We start from the raw sequence: 23,011 nt of genomic DNA, 5'->3' as shown, positions 1-23,011 counted from the left end.
AATTGAGCGCGGCCGGTTTCGTCGAGCCGCGGGTGGCAGGGCAGGGAGGTTTCGGCATTGTCTACCGCTGTCGTCAGCCCGCCCTCGACCGGGTGGTCGCGGTCAAGGTGATGAGCCCCAGTCCGGACGAGACCGACCGGGTGCGGTTCCTGCGCGAGCAGCAGGCGATGGGCCGGCTGTCGGGGCATCCGAACATCGTGCACGTGCTCGAGGCCGGCGTCACCCGTACCGGGCGCCCCTACATCGTGATGCCGTTCCACCGCCGGGACTCCCTCGAGGCCTGGATCAACCGGCGCGGGGCCCGCACGGTCGCCGAAGTTCTCGACATCGGCATCAAGATGGCCGGGGCGCTCGAGACGGCGCACCGGGCGGGTGTCCTGCACCGCGACGTCAAGCCGGCGAACATCCTGATCTCCGAGTACGGCGAACCGCAACTGACCGATTTCGGGATCGCCCGGCTGTCGGATCGGCAGGACACCACGCGGGGCTTGGTGGTGGGCTCTCCCGCCTACACCGCGCCGGAGCTGCTGCACGGGCAGTCTCCGTCGGTCGCCTCGGACGTCTACGGACTCGGCGCCACCCTGTTCACCGCGCTGGCCGGCCGGCCAGCCTACGCTCGCCGCCGCGGGGAGGAACTGGTGGCGCAGCTGCTGCGGATCAGCACCGAACCGATCCCGGATCTGCGCGAGCGGGATGTTCCGGAGGGTGTGTGTGCGGTGATCGAGCAGGCGATGGCCCGTGAGCCCGCCCACCGCTTCGGCACGGCGGCGGCGTTGGGGGAGGCGCTGCGCAGCGCCGGGGCGGACCTCGGTTACACCGTTGCCGACCTGCCGCTGCCGCTGGCCTGGGACGAGGAGAGCCCACCGCAGCCGGAAAGTCGCGAATCCCCCGCGACCGCGGAGTACCTGCGCCTCGACCCTTCGGCCGGTGCGTCCGTGCCCGCCTGCCCGCCCGCCGTGGCGACCAAGTACCGCCCCCCGGTCGCGGCTCACGCGATGGTGCAGCGCACCCGGCTGCTCGACCGGCTCAGTACAGCGACCCGGGCACGGCTGATCTTGATCCACGGCCCGGCCGGATACGGCAAGACCACCGTGGCCACCCAGTACGTGCGGATGCTCGAGCACGACGGCGGCAAGATCGCTTGGTTGTCGATCGACGAGGACGACAACACCCCCGCCTGGTTTCTCGCGCATCTCGTCGATGCGGTCACGGTGACCCTGCCCCGGCTGGGCAGAGAGCTGACCCGTGTCCTGGAGGCACACGGGGAGGGTGCCGAGCGGTTCGTGCTGACCACCCTGATCAACCGGACACACACGGGCGGGCAGCACATCGCGGTGGTACTCGACGACTGGCACCGGGTGACCAACCCCGCCAGCCGGGCCATCGCCCGGTTCCTGCTCGAGCAGGGGTGCCACCACCTGCAGCTGGTCGTCACCAGCCGGGCCCGACAGGGTCTGCCGCTGAGCGGCCTGCGGGTGCACAACGAGTTGATCGAGATCGACGCCGCCGCACTGCGCTTCGATGTCGACGAGTCCCGCGAGCTGCTCACCGGTACCACCGGATTGACCATGGAGGACAAGGACGTTGCCGAGCTCGAGGAAACAACCGACGGGTGGGCGGCGGCCCTGCAGCTGGCCTCGCTGGCAATACGCGAACACCGTGACCCCCGGACGGTCATCCGCCAGCTGTCGGGCCGGCATCGCGCTCTCGGCGAGTACCTCGCCGAAAACGTCCTCGACAGCCTCGAACCGGACCTGCTCGACTTCCTACTGGCCACCGCGGTCAGCGAACGCACGTGCGCAGCCCTGGCCACCGCCCTGACCGGCCGCCGGGACGCCCAGGCCGTGCTCGAAGACATCGAAGACCGGGACCTGTTCCTCACCCGGCTCGACGAGGAAGGACAGTGGTTCCGCTACCACCACCTGTTCACCGACTATCTACGCCGCCGGCTCGAACGAGGCGACCCGGAACGCCTGCACGAGCTGCACCGGACCGCGGCCCGATGGTTCGCCGATCAACGCCTGTTGAGCGCGGCGGTCGATCATTTCCACGCTGCCGGCGACGACGACGCGGCGATCGACGTGGTCGAGCGGGAAGCAATCCCACTGCTCGAACAATCGCGGATGAACACTCTGCTCGGGTTGGAGACCAAGCTACCGACGACCGCCGGCGCGATGCGACCACGCCTGCAGCTGGCGGTGGCCTGGGCACACGCACTGCTGCACCACCGCACTGCGGCCAACGACGCCCTCAGCCGGCTCGAGGCAGTTCTGCCGACCGTGCCCGACGACGAAGAGGCTGACGCCCGAGCCGAGGCCGCTCTCATCCGGGCCACCATCACCGTCTTCGACGACCGTCTCGACCACCTCGACGAGGCACTCGAGGCGTGCATCGCCCGCGCCGACAGACTCCGCCCGTGGATTCTGTGCGGTGTCGCCGATGTGGCCTCGTTCCGCGAGATCCAGCGGTTCGACTTCGACGAGGCCCGACGCTGGCAGCAATGGGCACGCCCGCATCACCGCCGCGCCTCCGGGCCGTTCAGTGTCATCTACGGCTACTGCCTCGATGCAGTGGCCGCACGGGAACAACTCGATCTCGACGGCGCCGAGACGAGCCTGCGCCACGCCATGCACCTGGCCACCGCTTCCGACGAAGACAATTCCTACAGCTCCCGGCTCACCGGTGCCCTCCTCGGGGAATTGCTGTACGAACAGGGAAACCTCGCCGAGGCCGAAGGCCTGCTCGACGAGAGCTACAGCCTCGGCGCCGAAGGCGGAACCGTCGAGTTCATGCTCGCCACGTACGTCATCGGCGCTCGCCTGAAGCATCGCCTGGGGCAGCACGAACAGGCCGCCGAGCGACTGGCTGAAGGGGAACGGCTGGCACTGTCACTGCAACTGCCCCGCCTGGCGGTGTACATCACCAACGAGCGCATCCGGACGGGCATCGGGATATCGCAGGTCTCCCTGGACACCTTTCCTCCCGGGCTTCCGAGCGACGTTCCTGACGGGATCGCCCAGGTCACGGCCGAGGCCACGGAAGAGACGGCAATCCGGCTGCTGCTCGCCGGCTCCGACAGTGACCGGACACACGCGTGCCGGCGCGCCCGAATCCTCACCGAGTCGATCAGCGCCACCGACCGGCCCAGAGCGTCCCTCTATGCCCGCTTGTTGCTGACCGAGTGCCTTGTCGTGGTCGGCTCACTCTCGGAAGCGGAACGAGTGTTGCTGCCCGTCCTCGAGCAGTGTGCACGGTCGGGTTTGGTTCAGCCGGTGCTCGATACCGGACCCGCTGTGCGAGAACTCGTCCGGCGGGTCGGTTCGGAACGACACGGCCGCAGCATCAGCCCCGCCCTCGCCCACTTCCTCGATCGCCTGCACACAGCACCACAGCCGTCCGCAACACCGGAGAACACGTGAGTCCTCCCACCCTGGGGAACACCGAATCGAGCGCATCGCGACACCGCGATTGCCGCCACAACGGCCCGCTCGCGCTAGCCGATCTCGTAGAACGGAGGAGCGTAGCGGAGGACGCCGCGTAGCTGCGGCCGATGGGCGGTGAGCGCGCGGGCCTGCAGGTGCGACGCCCATTCGGGCACGTCGGGTTCGACACCGAGCTCGGCGGCCGGGACGAACCCGAAACGCGGGTAGTAGTCCAGGTGCCCGAGCAGCACCACGAGCGGCTCGTCGAGGGCATCCGCTGCGCCGAGCACCGCGTGCATCAGGGCGCCCCCGACGCCGGCGCGCTGCAACTCCGGCAGCACCCCGATCGGCCCGAGGGCCAGCGCCGGCTCGCCGTCGACCGTGCCGCGGGTGACGCACACGTGCCCGACGACCGTGCCCTCGGCATCCGTTGCGACCAGTGACAGCCGGGGCAGCCACGCCGGGCCGGCGCGCAGCGCCTCGACCAGGCCGGGCTCGACCGGCTCCGCGCCGGCGGGGGTGAGCGGCGCGAATGCGGCGCGGTGTACCTCGCCGATCGCGGGGACGTCGGCGGGAAGTTCTCGTCGGATGAACACGACAGCAGTGTGGACACCGGCGTCGGGCCGGGCAACTGAATATCGCTGTGGAAAGCTGACGGGTATGCCGGAGACCACCCTCACCCGTGCCCGGGTCGCCGCGATGGTCGACCACACCCTGCTCAAGCCCGAGGCGTCGGGTGCCGACGTGCGCGCGCTCGTCGACGAGGCCCGCGAGCTCGGCGTCTGGTCGGTGTGCGTGTCGCCGTCGATGCTGCCGCTGCGGGCGGACGGACTCGTCGTCGCCACCGTGGCGGGCTTCCCGTCGGGCAAGCATCATTCGCTGATCAAGGGGGCCGAGGCCCGGCTCGCCGTGGATCAGGGCGCCGCCGAGATCGACATGGTGATCGACATCGGCGCGGCCGTCGCCGGGGACTTCAACGCCGTGCTCGCCGACATCCTCACCGTCCGGGAGGCGATCGGGTTCGAGCCCGTGCTGAAGGTGATCATCGAGTCGGCGGCGCTGTCGGACGAGGCGATCGTCGAGGCGTGCCGGTCCGCCGAGCGGGCCGGCGCGAACTTCGTCAAGACGTCCACCGGGTTCCATCCCGCCGGGGGTGCGTCGGTGCACGCGGTGCGGCTGATGGCCGAGACGGTGGGCGGCCGGCTCGGCGTCAAGGCCAGCGGCGGCATCCGCACGGCCGAGGCGGCGCTGGCCATGATCGAGGCCGGCGCCACCCGGCTCGGCCTGTCCGGCACCCGCGCGGTGCTCGAGGACCTGCCGGAGTGAGCACTGGGCCGCGGTCTCAGCGAGCACTGGGCCGCGGCCTCAGCAGTCGTCGAGCTGGTTCTGCGACTGCTGTCCGGCCGGGGCCTCCGGCATCGTGTAGGCGCCGCCCTCGAGCGTCACCGCGATGCCGGAGTCGGTGACCGACACCGCCGTCGCCTGCATGTCCAGCGGGTACTGCTGCAGGCTCTCGGTGAGGATCTGGACGATGCCGTCGACCAGTGCCGTGGGCAACCCGATGCCGAACAGCGACGCGTCCACCGTCTCGACGGCGATCGTCCCGTTCCGGGCCTCCGGCCGCACGGTCAGCTCCGCCAGGCCCGCGCCGCCCACGGTGAAGCGGAGGGTGCCGGCGTTCGCGTCCGGGGTGACGTCGGTGATCAGCGAGCCGAGCGGCAGGGTCTGCACCGTCGCGAGGATGCCCGACGACGGCCACACCACGTCGGCGCTCGAGCTGCCGATGGTCCCGGCCCCGGCGGCGCTCTCCCGCAGATCCACGTCGCGGACCACGGCGTGCACCTGCATCTCCTGGGCGGGGCCGAACGCCGTGTCGTCGCTGTCGAGCGTGACGGACGAGACCTGCTTGTCCACGAGCGAGAGCAGCACCGGCTTCCACCCGAGATCCACGTCGACGTTCGTGCCGAGTTCGCTCTCGAACGACTGCGCGAGGCAGTTGGTGGCACGGTTGCGGACGTACACCTCGGCGCCGACGAGCACCGCGACCAGCGCGACGGCGAGGGCGATGCCGATGGTGGCGAAGGGGATGCGCTTCCGGTTCGTCATGGTTCGGGATTGTTCCGAAGAACTCTGAGGAAGGTCTGTGAAGATGCGGCCCCACTACCAGAAATTGTGAGGTAGGACACAGTTGTTCGGGTACTGTGGCGGCATGACGGGCTGGACGGAACCTGAACACGACGCCTCCGGCCGGGTGGATCCGGACGAGGCCCTGCGACATACCGCGCTCGCGCAGGCGGGCTTCTTCACCGCGCGACAGGCCATTGCCCACGGCATCGCCACGATCGACTTCGTCGGCCGGATCGCGGCCGGGCACTGGGTCCGGATCGAATCGGACCTGTTCCGGCTCGGGGACAGCCCGCACACGAAGTTCGACGAGTTCGCGCAGTGGTGCGCCTGGTACGAGGGCGCGGCGGTGGTCTCGCACCAGAGCGCCGCCGACCTGCACGGCATGGGGCACCTGCAACCCCGTTTCCTGCACCTGTCGACGGCCGACCAGCGGACCGTGCCGAGCAACCGGCTCGCCCTGCACCACCGGCAGCTGCGCGCGCAGGACTGCGAGCAGGTCGGGTGCTTCCGCATCACCACCCCCGCGCGGACCGCCGTCGACCTCGCCGCGGGTGGGGTCTCCCAGGAGGTCCTCGACGAACTCGTCGGCGACGCCATCGCCATCGGGCGGGTGACCTCGGCGCAGCTGCACGCCGCGGTCGCCGATCAGCCCGCGGCCGTCGCGGACCGCATCGAGCTGGCACTGCTCGCGGCCGGCTGAGCCTCCGTCGGGGCGACGAAGTCCCACGGCACGGTCAGCACGCAGTCCCGCAGCCGCCGGCGTTGCGGTGCCGCCGGCACGCCCTGGGCGCGCAACAGGTCCAGCGTCGCGCGCCAGCGCACGCGCGGTCCGAACGCCGCGTGCGGTGCCGCCGACGCCCAGGCCCGATCCGCCGCCTGCAGCAGCTCGTGGATCCGTTCCCCCGGCACGTTGCGGTGGATCAGCGCCTTCGGCAGACGCTCGGCCAGGTCCGACGGGGTTTCCGAGTGGAACGGGCTCCACGCCAGCGTGAGCGTGCGCGGGCCGTGCTCGTCGAGCAGCACCCATGCGCACCGCCGGCCCAGTTCGTCGCACGTGCCGTCGAGCAGCAACCCGCCGGGCGCGAGCCCGGACCGCAGCCGATCCCACGCCGGCGCCACCGCCTCCTCCGGGTACTGGCGCAGCACGTTGAACGCGCGGATCAGCACCGGCCGGAGCCCGGCCAGCTCGAAGCCCCCGCGGGCGAACTCCACGCCGTCCCGCCCCGGCACCACCCGGTCGGGATCGATCTCGAGACCCACCACCCGCAGGCGGCGACGCACCGTGCGCAGCCGCGCGGCCAGCTCGAGGGTGGTCACCGGCATCGCGCCGTAGCCGAGGTCGACGACGAGCGCGTCGTCCCGGGAGTGCAGGACGCGGGCGACGTCGGGGTGGTGCATCAGCCAGCGGTCACTGCGGCGCAGGCGGTTGATGCCCGTGGTGCCGCGGGTGACGACACCTTCCGGGCGCGGGGCGCGCACGGGGACTACCCGAACCGGCGCGCGAGCCAGCCGGCGGTGATCTCCGCCTCGGTGCGGAACAGGTCGACGAGGTTGACGAGCATGAGCTGCTCGAGCTTGCCACCGATGAACGGCAGGAAGACCTTGGCCTCCGAGGTGGTGCGCAGGGTGCTGCCGCCGTCCGAGGCGAACAGTTCCATCGTGCCGGTGAGGCTGCCGGGACCCGCGGGGACCGAGGCCTGGTAGCTGCCGGTGATGGTGGCGCCGAAGGGGGTGTACGTCTCCTTGCGGGTGATGACCATGTCCTTCTTCATCACCGTCTGGGCGATCTCGGGCAGTTCCGTGCGCGGCAGGACGTGGTGCAGTACCAGGTCGATACCGTCGTCCGACACCTCGAACTCCGCGAGGTGGTTCTCGGAGTACTTGCGCATCTCGACGATGCGCGCCTCCCAGTGCGCGCGGTCCGAGAGCGCCTCGTACACCTGCTCCGGGCTGTACGGATAGCGGGCGGAGTAGTCGATTCGCCGGGCCATGACACGCGAGGTTACCGGTTCGTTACCGAGCGACGGAAATCGTCACCGTCCCGCAACGGCCCCGTCAGTGCGGCTCGGACAGCCACTTCGCGGTGAAGGTGCGCTCCACGTCGAACAGTTCGACGATCTGCTCGACGATGATGCCCTCGATCTTGCCGCCGAGGAACGGGATCCGCACCTCGGCCTCGCCGTCGATCTCGACGATGGTGCCCGCGCCGTCCGGCGCCATCGTGGACGTGCCGTCCACCTTCCCCGGCAGCCCGTCCACGTGCGCGGAGAAGCGGCCCGCCGCGCGGTCCCCGGTCACCGGCTGCCACGACTCGTGCCGATGGATGACCAGGTCGCCGGGATGGAAGTTGGTGACGAAGCTCGGCAGGTGCTCGGCCGGGATGGACTGGGTCATGTGCAGGTCGATCGTCCCGTCACCGGTGCGCACGTCCTCGAGCGTCGCGCCCGGCCCGCCGATCTCCGCCAGGCGGCTCCGCCAGTAGTTCTCGTCGACGAGCGCCGCGTGCACCGTGGCGACGGGGAACGCGTAGTGCGAGTAATGGTCGATGCGGCTGCCCATGGTCGGCACGCTACCGTTTGCGGGTGTCTGATCCGCGTATTGGGGCCCAACTCGTCGAGGCGGGCGCCGCCGTGTCCGAACACGTGCCGCTGTCGACGCTGACCACGCTGCGGCTCGGCGGTCCGGCTCGGCTGCTCGCCGAGTGCACCACCACCGACACCCTCGTCGAGGTCGTCCGTCTGCTCGACGCGGCACGCGTCCCCACCCTCGTCCTGGCCGGCGGCTCCAACCTGGTGATCGGCGACGCCGGGTTCGACGGTGTGGTCGTGCGCATCGCGACCACTGGGATCGAACCGGGGGAGGACACCGTGCGCGCCGAGGCCGGCGCCGGGTGGGACGACGTCGTCGCCCTGACCGTGAAGGCGGGGCTCGGCGGGCTCGAATGCCTGTCCGGCATCCCCGGCTCCACGGGTGCGACCCCGGTGCAGAACGTCGGCGCCTACGGCGTCGAGGTCGGGTCGACCCTGAGGGCCGTGCGGCTGCTCGACCGCACCAGCGGCGACGTCCGGTGGGTCGGTCCCGAGGACCTTGGGCTCGGCTACCGCACCAGTGTCCTCAAGCACTCCGACGACGCCCTGGTCCTCGAGGTCGACCTGGCCGTGCGGCCGGACGGGGCCAGCGCCCCCCTCGGCTACCGGGAGCTGGCGTCGGTCCTGCATGCCGAGGAGGGGGAGCGACGCCCGACCGCGGAGGTCCGCGAGCAGGTGCTCGCCCTGCGCCGGGGCAAGGGCATGGTGCTCGACCCCGGCGATCCCGACACCTGGAGCGCCGGATCGTTCTTCACCAACCCCGTGCTCTCCGACGACGAACTGCCCCGCGTGCTCGCGGCCGTCGAGGAACGCGTCGGGCCCGACGCGCGGATCCCGCGGTTCCCCGCCGGTGGCGGCACCAAGCTCTCCGCGGGATGGCTGATCGAGCGGGCCGGGTTCGGCAAGGGCTTCCCCGGCCCCGGCGCGCCGGTGCGGCTGTCCACCAAGCACACCCTCGCGCTCACCAACCGCGGCACCGCGACCACCGCCGATCTGGTGGCCCTCGCGCGGGAGGTGCGCGACGGCGTGCAGGACGCGTTCGGTGTGCGGCTCGAGCCGGAGCCGGTCACCGTGGGTTGCTTCATCTGAGAGCCGGTCTGCCGGACCTGCCGCCGCGCTGCGACGCGACAGCGCGGCGGGCGTACCCTCGTCGGAGTGCTCCACCTGGGTGAACGAAGTCGTCGGTTGTTGTGGTTCGGGCTGCTCGCACTCGTCGCGGTGCTTGCGGCGTGCTCGTCGGGTCCCGGCGGGAGCGCGGTACCCGCCGGCACCGGGCCCGTCGTGTCGATCGTCACCGACCCCGCCGACGGCGCCACCGACGTGAACCCCACCGCCCCGGTCCGTGTTTCGGTCACCGACGGCGAGCTCACCGACGTCGCCCTCACGAACGTCGGAACGAGCGCCGTCGTGCGTGGCGCCCTCGCCGCCGACCGCCGCAGCTACACCGTCGCCGAACCGCTCGGCTACGGCGCGACCTACCGCTGGTCCGGCACGGCCGTCGGCTCCGACGACGAGGCCGTGGCCGTCGAGGGCAGCTTCGACACCGTCGACCCCGACCGGGTCGTCTCCGCGAACCTGAACATCGCCGACGCACAGCCGGTCGGAATCGCCGCCCCGATCATCGTCCAGTTCGACGGCCCGATCACCGACAAGGCCGCCGTCGAGAAGGCCATGGTGGTCGGCACCGACCCGCCGACCGTCGGCAGCTGGGCGTGGCTGCCCGACGACAACGGCGGTGCCCGCGCGCACTGGCGCCCGCAGCAGTACTGGACGCCGGGCACCGCGGTACACCTCGACGCGCGGCTCTACGGCCTCGACTACGGCGACGGCGCCTACGGGGCGGAGGACCTCACCCTCGACTTCACCGTCGGCCGGAGCCAGGTCGTCGTGGCCGACGCCACGTCGCACCGCATGCAGGTCGTGCGCGACGGGGTGACGATCATGGACATCCCGGTGAGCTACGGGCAGGGCAACGAAGCCCGCAACGTCACCCGCAGCGGCGTCCACGTGGTCACCGAGAAGCACGAGGACTTCCTGATGTCCAACCCGCCGTACTACGAGAACGTGCGGGAACGCTGGGCGGTGCGGATCTCCAACAACGGCGAGTTCATCCACGCCAACCCCGCGACCCTCGGCCAGCAGGGCGCGACCAACGTCACCAACGGCTGCATCAACCTCTCGCTCGGGGACGCCCAGGAGTACTTCGCGACGGCGATGTACGGCGACCCGGTCGAGGTGTCCGGAACGTCGATCGAGCTGTCCGCCGCGGACGGCGACCTGTACGACTGGGCGATCGACTGGCCCACCTGGCAGTCGATGTCCGCGCTGTAGAAACCCGCCGGAACCGGGGCGGCACCGAGCGGCAACGGGTGCAGGCTGCGGCGCTGTCGGGGGGACCGCGCGTCGTCGGTGGCCACCGAGTATCCGCTGAATTCTCACGTGCTGGAAAAGCTCTTCGGTGCCGAGGTGCAGAAGCTCCCGACGCGGGCAATCAGGGACCCGGTCGTGCTTGTGGGATCGCGACCGATCGCATCCGAAACGCCGGCGACGGGACGGCGTGAGGGTGATCATGTAGGCGGAGGTAACCATGGAACCGAAGGTCCCGGGTTCGCGCGGCGGTTCGCTGCCGAGCACCCCAGAGGCACCGGACGACCATGGAGTTCGGCTCGAGACCGGGCAGGGTGCCGCGGCGGTCCGGAATGCCGCCGGCACCGACGCTGGTGGGCCGCCCGAGGCCGGGGAACGCCGGAAGCTGCTGTACGTCACCTTTCCGGGGTGCTGGGGTGCACTCGTTTTCGCGTGTCTGTCGTTCACGCCGTCGCTCGCTCCCGCGCGGCGGGCTCCTGCAGGGCATGATCTGCGGGATCACTGCCGCGATCGGATACGGGCCGGGCGTGCTCGCAGCCTTCGTGTGGCGCGCGTTCGCCGACCGCCCGGCCCTGGAGCCGATTCGGAGCTATGCCGGGCTCACCTCGGCCGAGGACTCCGAGAGCCGGGCGGCCGTGGCAGTCGAGGGCCTGACCCGGGTCGGGGTTTCCAGCGCGGCGATTCGGTCGTGGTGACGACGACCGGGAGCGGCTGGGTGGACCCGGCCCTGGTGGACACGCACCCGCCCCCGCAAGCCCGACGCGGGCGACCGGGCGTTCGACCACGTCCACGGATGCGAGGAGGGTGGGTCTGCCGTGACCGAAGAATCGACCGCCGCCGGTTCCGCGGGGGCAGCGCGCCCGCAACGACTGCTGGCCATCCTGCTGGCGATGGCGATGTTCGTGCTGGTCGTCGACACGTCACTGATGAACGTCTCGATCTCGTCGGTGGTCCGTGATCTCGAGACGACCGTGAGCGGCGTCCAGGCGGCGATCGCGCTCGAGGCGCTGGTGTCGGCGGCGTTCATCCTGATAGGTAGCAAGGTCGGCGATCTGATCGGACGCAAACGTGCCTACGTGCTGGGTCTGCTCGGCTACGCCGTAGGTGCGGCGGCGATGGCACTCGCGCAGAGCCTGACGGCGGTCATCGTCTTCTGGGCACTTCTGGGTGGAATCGGCGCATCACTCCTCCTGCCCGCGATGCAGTCCCTCATACACGGCAACTTCGAAGGAGACGATCAGAAGAAGGTCTACGCCCTCGTCGGGGCGGCGGCCGCGATCGCCGCGGCCGTCGGACCGCTGCTCGGAGGTTTCATCACCACCTACCTTTCCTGGCGCCTCGCGTTCGTGCTCGAGGTCGTCATCATTGCGATCGTGCTGTCCGGCATCAGACTCGTCCGAGATGTGCCGTACACAGGACCTCGGGGCGTCGACACAGTCGGTGCCGTGCTCTCGGTGTTGGGCATGGGCGGCATCGTGCTGGGAATCCTGGTGTGGCAGGAGGGCGGCGAGGCAGTCGCCGCGCTCCTGGTGAGCGGTGCGGCGGCCCTGGCCGGACTGGCGTACTGGCTCGGGCGGCGCAAGCGGCGAGGCGAACCCAGCCTGCTGGACCCGGATCTGTTCACGTCCAAGATCTTCAGACTGGGGATCTCCCAGCAGATGCTCCAGCAGATAGCGCTGGGTGGCACCATGATTGCGCTGCCGATCTACCTGCAGATGGTGCTCGAATACAATGCGATGCAGGCGGGTTTGTCCCTCGCACCCCTCTCCCTCAGCATGTTCGCAGTGGCGCTGCTCGCGGGGAAGAAGGCGGGCGATCGGCGCCCCAGCAGCATCATCCGGTGGGGATTCGTTCTGCTCACGATCGGGATCGTGGCGCTGATCCCGATCGTGCCCCGGGCAGAGTTCGGTTGGGCCCTGGTGGTCCCCCTCATGATCGCGGGGTCGGGTCTGGGGCTGTTGGTGTCGCAACTCAACAACTACACGCTGGCTCCGATCTCGCAGGAGCGTGTCAGCGAGGCAGCAGGTGTGAACTCGGCGGCCGGATCGTTCGGGTTGTCGTTCGGGTTGGCGTTCGCCGGTGCCATCATGCTGGCAACGCTGTCCATCACGTTCACCGCGATGGCGGAATCGAGCACCGTCCTTCCCCCAGCCGAGCAGCAACAGGTGGCACAGGTGCTCGAGGACGACGCCGAGGTCATGAGCAACACCCAGCTCACGGAGTTGCTCGCCGATCAGCCCCCGGACGTTCAGGACGAGATCATCCGCATCAACACGGACGCGCGGCCTCTCGCCCTGCAGGTGGCGCTGCTCGTTCCGCTCCTGGCCGGTCTCCTCGGGCTGTTCAACTCGTTCCGAATGAATCGGCTACCGGACACCCCGTCCACGGTCTCCGACCGGACGGAACCGCACTGACGGACGGGAATGTCACGGCTCGGGTGGACCTTCGACCCGAGATCGTCCGTCCCCCTGCCGTGGACGGACGATCACCATGCCCGAGCCGCATGCCGTGGAGTTCCGTGCGACGTCGTTGCGTGGCAGGAATGACTGCAGTACTCCGGCACGCGCACGCCACTCGTCTCGTCGGTGCACCGCGACTCGGTGGACTGCGGTTCAGGGGATCGGGACTCAGTGGCGGTGGAACCTCGACGGGCTGGCCTGGTCGCGCGGCTGCACGATGATCTGGTCCAGATTGACGTGCGGCGGACGCGACGCGACGAACCCGACGATCTCCGCGATGTCCTCGGCCACCAGCGGCGTGATGCCCTCGTACACCTTGGCGGCGCGCTCGGCGTCACCCTCGAACCGCACGAGGGAGAACTCGGTCTCCACCGCACCCGGCGCGATCTCGGTCAGGCGCACCGGCTTGCCGAGCAGCTCACCGCGCAGCGTCCGGTGCAGCACCGCCTGGGCGTGCTTGGCGGAGGTGTAGCCCGCGCCGTTGTCGTAGGCATGGAACGCCGCCACCGACGTGATCGTGACGATCAGGCCGTCGCCGGAGTCGACGAGCTTCGGCAGCAGGGACTTCGTCATCCGCAGGGTGCCGAGAACGTTGGTCTCCCACATCCAGCGCCAGTCGTCGAGGTCCGCCTCGGCGACCGGGGCCATGCCCTTGGCGCCGCCCGCGTTGTTGACCAGCACGTCCACCCGGGGGAGCACCGTCGTGAAGGCGGTCACCGAATCCTCGTCCGTGACGTCCAGCTCGAGGGCCGTGCCCCCGATCTCGTCCGCGAGCTTCTCGATCCGGTCGACGCGGCGAGCGCCGACGACGACGTGGAAGCCCTGGGCTGCGAGGGTTCGGGCGGTGGCCTCGCCGATGCCGGAGGAGGCACCGGTGACGACGGCGACGCGGGAATCGGGAGAAATCGTCATGCAGGCGATCCTAGGGTGCCCCGGATGCGGTCGCGCGGGGGTCCGCGCGACCGCGGCGCCCGTCACGACGCGAGCGGCCGGGGCACCTCGACGACCGAGTAGGCGCTCGCGTCGCCGGCGACGGCCCGGCTCGCCTCGCCGTGCACGCTCACCGGGACGTCACCGGCGAGGGTGATGCGGTTCAGGCGACGGTGCAGGCCGTCGTAGTCGGCGACGGCGTAGTGCTGGGTGGCGCGGTTGTCCCACACCGCCACGTCCCCGGCGGCCCAGTTCCAGCGGGTGGTGTACTCCAGCCGGGTCTGGTGGTCCTGCAGCAGCCGGAACAGCGCCTGCGACTGCCGGCCGCTCAACCCGACGAAGCCCTTGACGAAGTGGCCGAGCAGCAGCGACCGCTCCCCGGTCTCGGGGTGCACGCGCACCACCGGGTGCTCGGTCTCGAAGTACTCGGACCGGAACTCGGCGCGGTACTCGGCGACCCGCTCGTCGGCGCCGTCGCGGAGGTGCTCCGCGCTCTCGGCGGCGTAGTCGTACAGGTTGGTGTGGGTGGCCCACAGGTTCTCCGCCAGGGTCTGCAGCGGGGCGGGCAGGCCCTCGTAGGCCGCCACGCCGGAAGCCCACGTGGTCGAACCACCGTAGGCGGGCAGCTCCACCGCGCGCAGGATCGACGCCTTCGGGATGCGGTCGACGAACGAGACGTCGGTGTGCCAGCTGTTCGCCTTGCCGTAGTCGGAGTCGATCGGCAGCACGTGCGCCCCGCGCGAGGTGACCGTCGGGTGCGCGGTGGTCGGCGTGCCGAGCAACTCGGCGAACGCGTACTGCGACGCGTCGTCGAGGTGGTGCTGTTCCCGGAAGAAGATCACCTTGTGCTCGGCCAGGGCGCGACGGATCGCTTCGACAGTGACCTCGTCGAGATCGCCGCCGAGCCGCACGCCGTCGATGCGGGCCCCGATGTGCCCGCCCAGACGAACCACGGACACGTCGCGAGCGGATGTGGTGCGGGTATCGAAATCCACGGACATGGAGGACCTTTCGTAGATCGAACGTTGGTGCCGTCGACCTCACCACCGGCGCTGGGCCGGCGTAAGGGTTTCCGTCACCGTGATCGGGACCGTTGCCGCCGCGTCGCCGTGCGGATCGGACGCCGTGCGGATCGGACGCTGTGCGGATTGGACGCCGTGCGGATTGGACACAGTGGCGCGCGGCGGCTAGGTTGCGGATATGCCAGCTCGCCGTCTCCGTGCTCCGCGGGTCACCTACGTGACCGCCGCGCTGGGCTCGCGGCTGCCGCTGGCGCGCGAACTGTGTTGTCGCTGACACCGCCCTTCGCGCCCCGCTTCGTTTCCCCCGGCCGTCGGCCGGTGGATCTCTGCCTCACGATCGAGCGGATCGGCGCCTCCCTGCCACGCCCCGGGTCTGCGGACCCGATCTCGAGGAAGAGTCGCAGTGACTGCAGTAGCTACGTCAAATATCCTGTCCGCCAACATTATTCGTCCGACGTCCGGATCGGGCGTCCGTTCCCGTAGTGCCACCGCCCGGGTGCGATCGACGGCGCGCGTGCAGATCGTGCCGCCCGAGCTGAAGATCGCCGACGGCACCGCCGCCGCGGTGTTCCGGGTCGCTGCGGCGCGCGGGCCGATCTGCCGCGACCAGGCGGCGGCGGCGACGGGTGCGAGCATCGCCACCGTGAACCGGCAGGTCTCGGCGCTGCTCGCCGCGGGCCTGCTCCGGGAGCGGCCGGATCTGACCGCGTCCGGTGCCGTGGGCCGGCCCCGGGTGCCGTTCGAGACCGACCACGAGCGCTACCTGACCGTCGGCATCCACATCGGTGCGGCCGTCACCGGCATCGTCGCGAGCGATCTGCGCGGGCGTGTGATCGGCGCGGTGGAGATCCCCACCCCGCGCGGCGGCCAGGAGGCGGCGCTCGGGGCGATCACCAGCAGCGCCAGGGCCTTCGCGTCGCGCTGGCACCGGCGCACGCCGCTGTGGGCGGGCGTCGCGCTCGGCGGCCGCGTCGACTCGGCCACCGGAACCGTGGACCACCCGCGGCTCGGCTGGGAGGATGCGCCCGTCGGGTCCGTGGTGAGCCGGGGCCTGGGCCTGCCGGTTTCCGTCGCCGCGCACGTCGAGGCGATGGCTGCCTCCGAGCTGCTGCTCACCCCCGACCGCGACACCGCCGATGTCGAGGGCGCCACCCTGTACTTCTACGCTCGCGAAACCGTCGGTATCGCAATCGCATTCGACGGCCGGGTGCACACACCGCGCGGCGGCCCGGGTTCGGTGTCGCACCTGCCCACCGGATCGTCCGTGCCGTGCGCCTGCGGTGCCCGCGGATGCCTCGAGGCCACCGTCGCCGACCGGGCGGTGCTGACCCGGGCGCGGGCCGCCGGCCTGCTCGACGCGGGCGCCACGTCCGTCACCGCGTTGTACGCGTTGGCCCGCAACGGCTCTCGCGAGGCCCACGAGATCCTCGTGGAACGGGCACAGGTGCTGGGGCGGTCCGTCGCGATGCTCCGTGACCTGTTCAACCCGGACCGGGTGATCCTCGGCGGCCAGGCGTTCACCGCGTACCCGGAGGCCGCACCGCACGTCGCGCGCGCGCTCGCGTCGCCGTCGGGCGCCGACGTCCGGGTCACCGGATTCGGCGACCGGGTGCAGGCGCACGCCGCGAGCGTGGTGTCCTTGAGTTCGCTGTACTCCGATCCGCTGGGCGCGATGCGCCGGGCGCTGGTCTGATACGCGCACGAAATGGCTATCCGCGCATACGATTTCATGTGCGGACGACCGGCAAGTGCGCGGATGCGGGGCCGCCGGTCAGCCGCCGTGCAGTGGCGGGCCGTCCGTCGCGTCCGCCGGCGCACCCCGCCGGTCCAGTTCGGCCCGCGCGCGGGCCAGACCGCCGTGCTCGAGCGCCGCGAGGGGGGACTCGTCCGCCCACACCAGCGCGCCGCGGTCGCGGACGGTCACGCCCAGCGAGCCCGCGAGGTGCTCGAGGGCGCCGGGCACGTTGCGGCGTTCGAGGGGCAGCGGGACCGGCAGGACATGCGCGGCGCTCAGCGGGGCGGTCGCCTCGATCTCGACGGTCCACCGCGGCCCGCGCCCGAACAGCGACCACCGCTCGTCGGCGACGTGTGCCCGCACCGGGGAGACCACGGGGTTGCCCAGCCGGATCACGGGTCCGTCCGGCAGGGCGACCACCACCGCCGTCACCTCGGTCCGCAGCGGTCCGGCGTGGACCTTCCCACCGGCGAAGGCGACGCACGCGGCGGAGTCGGCGAAGCCGTGCGCCTGGCCCCACCACCACGACTCCGGGAATCCTCCTCGGCCCCAGTTCTTCTCCGCGTACACCTGGGCGCCGTCCAGGTTCCACGTCTCGCCGCCGAGCACGGCCTCGCCCTCGGCTCGCCCGTCGAGCAGCCACGGGTGCCAGTACTGGTTGAGCGCGGGGATTGCGTGGAAGACGCTGGATCCGCCGAACCGGCGGCGGGGCCACGGCCGGGGCGCCGTCACCCGCACATCGAGACGTGCGTCGTCGCCGAGGTCCACGCGCAGCCGGTCGGGCTCCCCGCGGAACGCCGTGCCCGCCGACGCGCCGAGCCGCCGCGGGTCGGCGAACCCCTCCGGATGCGCCGTCGTACGCAGGAATCCGCCCGGGTGCGCCGCCAGGCCGAGGGTCGCCCACGACCCGTCTGCGGCCCGGTTGACGCCGCACAGCGCGATCACCACCCGTCCGGTCCCGGGCTGGGTGAACCGCCAGAAGTACCCCTCCATCGCGACGTCGTGCGCCGCCAGCGGATCGCCGAAGGGCAGGTCGGCGCCGGTGGCGCGGTAGCTCGAGCACAGCGACACGGCGCTCAGATCCCGGCCCGGGCCGCGGCCGCGATGTCGTCGAGGTCCTGGTGCAGCGCCGTACGCGTCGCCCGCAGGGCCAGGGGAGCGACGAGCGCCGTCAGCGCCCGCCGGATCCGTCCGGGACGGCCGGCGTCCGCCGAGAACCGCACGGTCAGCGTCGTGCCGGCCCGCTCGGGGGCCACGTCGAACTCGGTGCGGTAGCGCACACCGCCGGATTCGGCCTCGACGGCCGTGTGCCGCCCCGGCTCCACGGCCGTCACGGTCATCTCCTCGGTTGCGGCCCTGCCGAACATCGTGCGCGTCTCGCGCCAGCGGGTGCCCACCTCGTAGCCCACGCCCGCGAGCCGTTCGACACTCTGCACGCCGCTCAGGACCTGCGGGGCCGAGTCGACGGAGGTCAGCACCCGCCACACCCGGTCCGGTGGTGCGTCGACGAAACGGCTCAGCTCGATGTGGTGGCCCATTCGCGCTCCTCTTCGGTCGGGTCGGTCACAGGGGCAGGGCGTTCTCCTGCAGCGTCGGCGCCGCGCCGCGCCGGCGGAACCATTCGAGGCCGAAGGCGCTCGCGAGCTGTTCCGGCGTCATCGCCAGCATCGGCCCGAAGTCGCCGACCTGCGAGGCGTGCGCGAGCATCGCCGCCCGTTTCGCGGGGATCGTCGCGGACACGTCGATCGTGGTGGTGATCTCGGCCTCCGGCAGGCCGAACGTGTCCAGGTCCGGGGGCGACGCGTCCGGGCTCACCTCCGGGTTGGCGTCGAGCAGGCGACGGATGTGGTCCCGGTTCATCGCCGCCTCGTACACCGACGGGTGCGCGGTCAGCTCCTGGGCCCGGGCGCCGACGCGGTGCACCTGCACGTGGTCGGGATGCCCGTACCCGCCGTTGGGGTCGTAGATGGTGACGACGTCGGCGCTCTCCTCCGTGAGCACGGCCGCGAGCCGGGCCGCGGCCGAGTCCACGTCGACGTTGCAGAACGCGGCCGGGTCCGAGTTCTGCGGCGCCCCGGCCATTCCCGAATCGGCGTAGCCCAGCGGCACCAGGCGGGCGACTCCCAGCGCCTCCGCCGACGCCTCGAGCTCGGCGCGGCGGCGCTGCACCAGGGACTCGCCGGGACCGAGCAGCCCGTCGGGGACCTCGCCCGCGGCGCCGTCCGTCGCCACGACCAGCACCACCCGATGCCCCGCGTCCGCGGCGAGGCGCATCACCCCGCCGGTGGTGAACACCTCGTCGTCGGGATGGGCATGGAAACACACCAGCACGCTCACGTACTGCATGCTGGCACGAATGCGCTCCTACCGTGCACTGTTCACCGCGCCGGGCGCCGCCGCCTTCTGCCTGGCGGGGTTCGTCGCGCGGCTGCCGATCGCGATGGTCGGCATCGGCATCGTGACGATGTTCTCGCAGCTGCGCGGCGATTACGGCCTCGGTGGCGCCCTGGCCGCGGTGTTCGCGCTGTCGTACGCGGCGCTCACCCCGCTGGTCTCCCGGGCCGCGGACCGGCACGGGCAGTCCCGCGTCCTGCCGGTCGCCGCCGTGACGAGCGCGGCCGCGACCGCCGCGATGCTGGCGGGGGTGCGGTGGGAGGCGCCCGAGGCGCTGCTGTTCGCGTGCGCGGTCCCGGCGGGACTGATGCCCACGATCGGCGCCATGGTCCGCGCCCGGTGGACCGAGCTGCTCCGCGGCACCGACGGGTTGCGTACCGCGTTCGCGCTCGAGGCGGTGATCGACGAGCTGTGCTTCATCGTCGGGCCGGTGCTGTCGGTGGGGCTGAGCGTCGCCGCGTTCCCGGAGGCGGGCGCGTTGCTCGGGGCGGTGCTGCTGGTGATCGGCACCGTCGCGCTCGCCGCCCAGCGCGGCACCGAACCCCCGGCACGACCGGTCGTCGCCGGGGCGCCCGGCGCGAGCGTGCTGCGGATCCCGGTGCTCGTCGTGCTGGTGGTGGCGATGACGGCGATGGGCACGATCTTCGGCGTCGTCGACGTGGTCGGGGTGGCCTTCACCGCCGAGCGGGGCGCGCCGGGCGCCGCGACCGTGGTGCTGGCGATGTTCGCGACCGGGTCCGCGCTCGGCGGCCTCGTCTTCGGGGCGGTGCGGCTGCGGGCGCCGCTGACGCGGCAGTTGCTCGGCGCGACGGCGGCCGTCGCGGTCCTGCTGTGGCCGCTGCTGCTCGCCGACACGGTGCCGGCCCTCGCGGTGCTCTACCTGTCGGCCGGGGTGGCCGTCGCCCCCACCATGATCGTCGCGACCTCCCTGACCGAGCGGATCGTGCCACCGGGCCGGCTCACCGAGGGCATCACCTGGACGGTCACGGGACTCGGCGTCGGTGTCGCGGTCGGCTCCGCCGTCGTCGGTCAGGTCATCGACCGGTCCGGGCCGAGCGCGGGCATCGCGGTCGCGGTGGTGGCCGCGCTCGTCGGATGCGCGTGCGCGGTGGGAGTGGCCCGGCTCGCCCGGCTAGGGTGACCCGCATGACAATCCGCGAGGTCGAGAGCTCCGACGGCACCCCCATCGTCTACCGCGTCACCGGCGATCCCGCCCACCGCCCGCTGGTCCTGCTGCACGGGTGGGCCCAGTCGTCGCGGTGCTGGGGCGAGGCCGTGCTCGACGAGCTGGCCCGCACCCACCGGGTGATCGCCGTCGACCTGCGCGGACACGGGTACTCCGGGGCCCCGGAGTCCGGATACGACGAGTCGAAGCTGTGGGCCGCGGACGTGCAGGCCGTGCTCGACGCCGAAGGCGCCCACGGCGCGGTGCTGCTCGGCTGGTCCTACGGCGGCCTGGTGATCTGCGACTACCTCGCGACGCACGGCACCGACCGCGTCGCCGGGATCGTGCTGGTCGGCGCGATCACCAGCATCGGGCGGGGCGAGAAGGGCGGCAAGGTCGGGGCGGCCATGCGCGCGGCCGTCCCCGACGCGATGTCCGAGGACGCGGCGACGGCGATCCGTGCCCTGGGCGCCTTCGGCACGGCCCTCACCGGGCCCGGGGCGGGCAAGGGCGTCGCGGCGCAGGCGCTGTTCGGCACCAGCCTGTGCACCCCGCCCCGCGTGCGGGCGGCGATGTTCGCGCGGACGGTGAGCAACGACGAGCTGCTGCGGGGCCTCGACACGCCCGTGCTCGTCCTGCACGGCACGGCCGACTCGGTCGTCGACGTCTCGGCCGCAGAGCACGCGGCGTCGCTGCTGCCGAACGCGACGACCTCGTTCTGGGAGGGCGCCGACCACGGCCCGTTCGTCGAGGACCCGCAGCGGTTCGCCGCCGAGGTCACGCGCTTCGCGGGATCGCTGTAGCCGCCGCCGACTCGATCGCCTGCGCCCCGGCGAGCAGCAGCGTCTCCTCCGGCGTGAGCGGATGGAACTTGACCCCGCGCACGTCGCGGTAGCACTGCTCGAGCGGGCTCGACCGGTAGAAGCCGCGGCCCCCGGCGACGTCGAGCGCCAGGTCGCACACCTCGATCGCGGCCCGCGCGATCTCGGCCTTGGCGGTCATCACCGCGGCGACCGTGGTCATCGACGGCACCGGATCGTCGCCGACGACGTCGAGGGCACCGTCGAGGGCCCACGACGCGACCTGCAGGCGGGTGGCCGCGACCCCGAGCTGGCGTCGCACGCTGGGGTCGCCGGCCCGCGGCGTCCCGGCGACGAGCGCGGTCGCGTGCGCATGCGCCGCCTCGGCAACCCCGAGGTACACGGCCGCGACGACGGGCATGGCGACGCTGAGCACCAGCTGGAACGGCGGGTCGATCACCCCGTACGGGCGGCGGGCGACCACGGCCGCGTCCGGGACGAACACGTCGGTCAGCTCGACGTCGTGGCTGCCGGTCCCGCGCATGCCGAGCGAGTCCCAGTTGTCGAGGACCCGCACCCCGTCGGCCTTCATCGGGACCATCATGTTGAGCACGATGCGGCCCTCGTCGGGGTCGTCGTACGGGAACATGGTGGCGAGCACGTCGCCGACCGGGGCCTGGCTGCAGAACACCTTGCGGCCGTCGACGCGGTAGCCACCGGGCACCTTCCGGGCGGTCCCGCGCGGCCGGGTCTGGTCGGCGCCGCCGGTGGAGACGAGCACGAGTCCCTCCTCGGCGACGCGGCGCAGCATCCGGTCCGCGCCGGGCGCGCCGTGCCGGTACCGCCACGCGGCGGCGAGCACGACGTGGTGGTGCATGGACGAGGCGAGGGCGGTGGCCGCGCAGTGGTGCGCCAGGGTGCGTTGCACGGTGGCGACGTCGCGCACGGTCGCGCCGTCACCGCCGAGCTCGCGCGGGACGGCGAGCGCGAGGCGGCCCTCGGAGCGCAGGATCTCGTAGGCCTCGGCGACGAACGTGCCGTCGCGGTCGTGGGCGCGGGCGTACGGGGCGATCCGCCGGCCCAGTTCGTCGGCGCGGGCGGCGAGTTCCTCGCGGGGGCGGGAGCGGGGGGACTGGGTGATGTCTACGGTGGTCATGTCTCGACGGTAGGAGCGCAGATCGATGCCGCCCAGTGCACGTTCTGGACCTACTCTGGAGATGTGCGCGAGTACGGGCAGTACTGTCCGGTCTCGATCGGCAGCGAAGTGCTCGCCGACCGGTGGACCCCGCTGATCCTGCGCGAAATGGTCTACGGCAGTACCCGTTTCAACGAGATCGAGCGCGGCCTCCCCGGCATCTCCCGCACCCTGCTGGCCACCCGGCTGCGGCACCTCGAACGCAAGGGCGTGCTGGAGCGGGTCCCGCAGGCCCGCGGCTGCGAGTACCGCCTGACCCCGGCCGGCCGCGAACTCGCCCCGATCCTCGTCGCGATCGGGGAGTGGGCGGTGAAGTGGTTGTTCGCCGAACCGCTGCCCGCCGAGGTCGACCCGGTGACGCTGACGTGGTGGATGCACCGCCGGGTGGACCGCGACCGGGTGCCGCAGCGGCGGGTGGTGATCGAGTTCGACTACACCGGTCCTGCCCCGATTCGCCTGTGGATCGTCCTGGACCGGGGCGAGCCCTCGGTGTGCCGCAAGCCGCCGGGGTTCGACGTCGACCTGTACGTGACCGGGGAACCGGTGGCCCTGATGCGCGTCTTCGCCGGCACTCGGACCCTCGCCGAGGCGATCGACGACGGCAGCGTGCAGGTGCACGGGCCGTCCGCGCTGGTGCGCGAGTTCGGGACCTGGTTCCTGTGGAGCCCCTTCCACGCGGCGGTGCGCCGCACCGTCGCCGGTTTCGAGGCCGGCGAGCATTCCTGAACGGCCGGGGTGCCACGTCGAGCAGCCGCAGCGCGTCGGAGCGCAGGGGAGGGCGGAGCCGGGCGGGGATGCGCGGCAGGG

General features: G+C 71.8%; 22 protein-coding genes. 11 read left to right on the top strand and 11 right to left on the bottom strand.

Annotated elements, in window-relative coordinates; translation table 11 throughout:
• Positions 1–2: 2 nt before the first annotated feature.
• On the top strand, positions 3–3,419 hold the full coding sequence (locus ACWPOB_RS15330; RefSeq protein WP_455401338.1) for a protein kinase domain-containing protein: 3,417 nt from the start codon (positions 3–5) through the stop codon (positions 3,417–3,419).
• Positions 3,420–3,493: 74 nt separating this feature from the next.
• Here ACWPOB_RS15330 and ACWPOB_RS15325 read toward each other — a convergent pair whose 3' ends face one another.
• Entirely contained in the window at positions 3,494–4,018 is a 525-nt protein-coding gene (locus ACWPOB_RS15325) for a GNAT family N-acetyltransferase (protein WP_455401337.1), read from the bottom strand.
• 64 nt (positions 4,019–4,082) lie between these two features.
• Between ACWPOB_RS15325 and deoC the strand changes: the two genes are divergently transcribed.
• Positions 4,083–4,748, top strand: a complete 666-nt coding sequence (gene deoC, locus ACWPOB_RS15320; RefSeq protein ID WP_100057191.1) for a deoxyribose-phosphate aldolase — start codon at positions 4,083–4,085, stop codon at positions 4,746–4,748.
• Positions 4,749–4,787: 39 nt separating this feature from the next.
• Here the strand turns inward: deoC and ACWPOB_RS15315 are convergent, their stop codons facing one another.
• The gene (locus ACWPOB_RS15315) at positions 4,788–5,528 is read right to left on the bottom strand and encodes an LmeA family phospholipid-binding protein (RefSeq protein WP_455401336.1); all 741 of its coding nucleotides are present in this window, start codon (positions 5,526–5,528) and stop codon (positions 4,788–4,790) included.
• Between the two features lie 103 nt (positions 5,529–5,631).
• On the opposite strand from ACWPOB_RS15315, the gene ACWPOB_RS15310 reads away from it, so the two are divergent.
• A complete protein-coding gene (locus tag ACWPOB_RS15310; protein ID WP_029545192.1) occupies positions 5,632–6,249 on the top strand; it encodes a type IV toxin-antitoxin system AbiEi family antitoxin domain-containing protein in 618 nt (205 codons plus the stop codon).
• Here the strand turns inward: ACWPOB_RS15310 and ACWPOB_RS15305 are convergent.
• From ACWPOB_RS15305 to ACWPOB_RS15295, 3 genes are all read right to left on the bottom strand, one after another.
• Positions 6,195–7,028: a class I SAM-dependent methyltransferase gene (locus ACWPOB_RS15305; RefSeq protein WP_455401335.1), complete on the bottom strand. Its 834-nt coding sequence runs from the start codon at positions 7,026–7,028 to the stop codon at positions 6,195–6,197. The two genes, ACWPOB_RS15310 and ACWPOB_RS15305, sit on opposite strands and share 55 nt — an antisense overlap.
• 5 nt (positions 7,029–7,033) lie before the next feature.
• Positions 7,034–7,540 carry a DUF2505 domain-containing protein gene (locus ACWPOB_RS15300; RefSeq protein ID WP_100057189.1) on the bottom strand — a complete coding sequence of 169 codons (507 nt, stop codon included), beginning with the start codon at positions 7,538–7,540 and terminating at the stop codon, positions 7,034–7,036.
• Between the two features lie 64 nt (positions 7,541–7,604).
• Positions 7,605–8,108 (bottom strand): DUF2505 domain-containing protein, encoded by a 504-nt coding sequence (locus ACWPOB_RS15295; RefSeq protein ID WP_100057188.1) that lies wholly within the window; start codon positions 8,106–8,108, stop codon positions 7,605–7,607.
• A gap of 71 nt (positions 8,109–8,179) precedes the next feature.
• Between ACWPOB_RS15295 and ACWPOB_RS15290 the strand changes: the two genes are divergently transcribed.
• The 4 genes from ACWPOB_RS15290 to ACWPOB_RS15275 all read left to right on the top strand — a co-directional run bounded on the left by ACWPOB_RS15290 (position 8,180) and on the right by ACWPOB_RS15275 (position 12,918).
• Complete coding sequence (locus tag ACWPOB_RS15290; protein ID WP_455401417.1) at positions 8,180–9,226, top strand: UDP-N-acetylmuramate dehydrogenase; 1,047 nt, start codon at positions 8,180–8,182, stop codon at positions 9,224–9,226.
• A gap of 66 nt (positions 9,227–9,292) precedes the next feature.
• Complete coding sequence (locus ACWPOB_RS15285; protein ID WP_455401334.1) at positions 9,293–10,468, top strand: L,D-transpeptidase; 1,176 nt, start codon at positions 9,293–9,295, stop codon at positions 10,466–10,468.
• 323 nt (positions 10,469–10,791) lie between these two features.
• On the top strand, positions 10,792–11,199 hold the full coding sequence (locus ACWPOB_RS15280; protein WP_325051589.1) for an alpha/beta-hydrolase N-terminal domain-containing protein: 408 nt from the start codon (positions 10,792–10,794) through the stop codon (positions 11,197–11,199).
• A 120-nt stretch (positions 11,200–11,319) separates the two neighbouring features.
• Entirely contained in the window at positions 11,320–12,918 is a 1,599-nt protein-coding gene (locus ACWPOB_RS15275) for an MFS transporter (RefSeq protein WP_010592115.1), read from the top strand.
• Positions 12,919–13,131: 213 nt separating this feature from the next.
• Here the strand turns inward: ACWPOB_RS15275 and ACWPOB_RS15270 are convergent, their stop codons facing one another.
• Together ACWPOB_RS15270 and ACWPOB_RS15265 are read right to left on the bottom strand one after the other, a co-directional pair.
• Positions 13,132–13,875, bottom strand: a complete 744-nt coding sequence (locus ACWPOB_RS15270) for an SDR family NAD(P)-dependent oxidoreductase (RefSeq protein WP_100057185.1) — start codon at positions 13,873–13,875, stop codon at positions 13,132–13,134.
• Positions 13,876–13,937: 62 nt separating this feature from the next.
• Positions 13,938–14,894, bottom strand: coding sequence for a TauD/TfdA dioxygenase family protein (locus ACWPOB_RS15265; protein ID WP_455401333.1), 957 nt, complete (start codon positions 14,892–14,894; stop codon positions 13,938–13,940).
• Between the two features lie 463 nt (positions 14,895–15,357).
• Between ACWPOB_RS15265 and ACWPOB_RS15260 the strand changes: the two genes are divergently transcribed.
• Positions 15,358–16,608 carry an ROK family protein gene (locus ACWPOB_RS15260; RefSeq protein ID WP_455401416.1) on the top strand — a complete coding sequence of 417 codons (1,251 nt, stop codon included), beginning with the start codon at positions 15,358–15,360 and terminating at the stop codon, positions 16,606–16,608.
• Positions 16,609–16,686: 78 nt separating this feature from the next.
• On the opposite strand, the gene ACWPOB_RS15255 is transcribed toward ACWPOB_RS15260, so the two are convergent.
• The 3 genes from ACWPOB_RS15255 to ACWPOB_RS15245 are packed head-to-tail and all read right to left on the bottom strand — an operon-like array spanning position 16,687 to position 18,996.
• Positions 16,687–17,721 (bottom strand): tocopherol cyclase family protein, encoded by a 1,035-nt coding sequence (locus ACWPOB_RS15255; RefSeq protein ID WP_455401332.1) that lies wholly within the window; start codon positions 17,719–17,721, stop codon positions 16,687–16,689.
• Positions 17,722–17,726: 5 nt separating this feature from the next.
• Positions 17,727–18,188 carry an SRPBCC family protein gene (locus tag ACWPOB_RS15250; RefSeq protein ID WP_100058890.1) on the bottom strand — a complete coding sequence of 154 codons (462 nt, stop codon included), beginning with the start codon at positions 18,186–18,188 and terminating at the stop codon, positions 17,727–17,729.
• A gap of 25 nt (positions 18,189–18,213) precedes the next feature.
• Positions 18,214–18,996, bottom strand: coding sequence for a PIG-L family deacetylase (locus tag ACWPOB_RS15245; RefSeq protein ID WP_455401331.1), 783 nt, complete (start codon positions 18,994–18,996; stop codon positions 18,214–18,216).
• On the opposite strand from ACWPOB_RS15245, the gene ACWPOB_RS15240 reads away from it, so the two are divergent.
• Positions 18,995–20,185: an MFS transporter gene (locus ACWPOB_RS15240; RefSeq protein ID WP_455401330.1), complete on the top strand. Its 1,191-nt coding sequence runs from the start codon at positions 18,995–18,997 to the stop codon at positions 20,183–20,185. The two genes, ACWPOB_RS15245 and ACWPOB_RS15240, sit on opposite strands and share 2 nt — an antisense overlap.
• A gap of 5 nt (positions 20,186–20,190) precedes the next feature.
• Complete coding sequence (locus ACWPOB_RS15235; RefSeq protein WP_455401329.1) at positions 20,191–21,012, top strand: alpha/beta fold hydrolase; 822 nt, start codon at positions 20,191–20,193, stop codon at positions 21,010–21,012.
• Here ACWPOB_RS15235 and ACWPOB_RS15230 read toward each other — a convergent pair.
• Complete coding sequence (locus tag ACWPOB_RS15230) at positions 20,987–22,165, bottom strand: acyl-CoA dehydrogenase family protein (RefSeq protein WP_455401328.1); 1,179 nt, start codon at positions 22,163–22,165, stop codon at positions 20,987–20,989. The genes ACWPOB_RS15235 and ACWPOB_RS15230 overlap by 26 nt on opposite strands.
• Positions 22,166–22,228: 63 nt before the next feature.
• On the opposite strand from ACWPOB_RS15230, the gene ACWPOB_RS15225 reads away from it, so the two are divergent.
• On the top strand, positions 22,229–22,930 hold the full coding sequence (locus ACWPOB_RS15225) for a winged helix-turn-helix transcriptional regulator (RefSeq protein WP_100057551.1): 702 nt from the start codon (positions 22,229–22,231) through the stop codon (positions 22,928–22,930).
• The last annotated feature ends 81 nt before the right edge of the window (positions 22,931–23,011 follow it).

This window comes from Rhodococcus sp. 2H158, from assembly GCF_053764755.1.
This window is presented reverse-complemented; position numbering and strand designations above follow the sequence as displayed.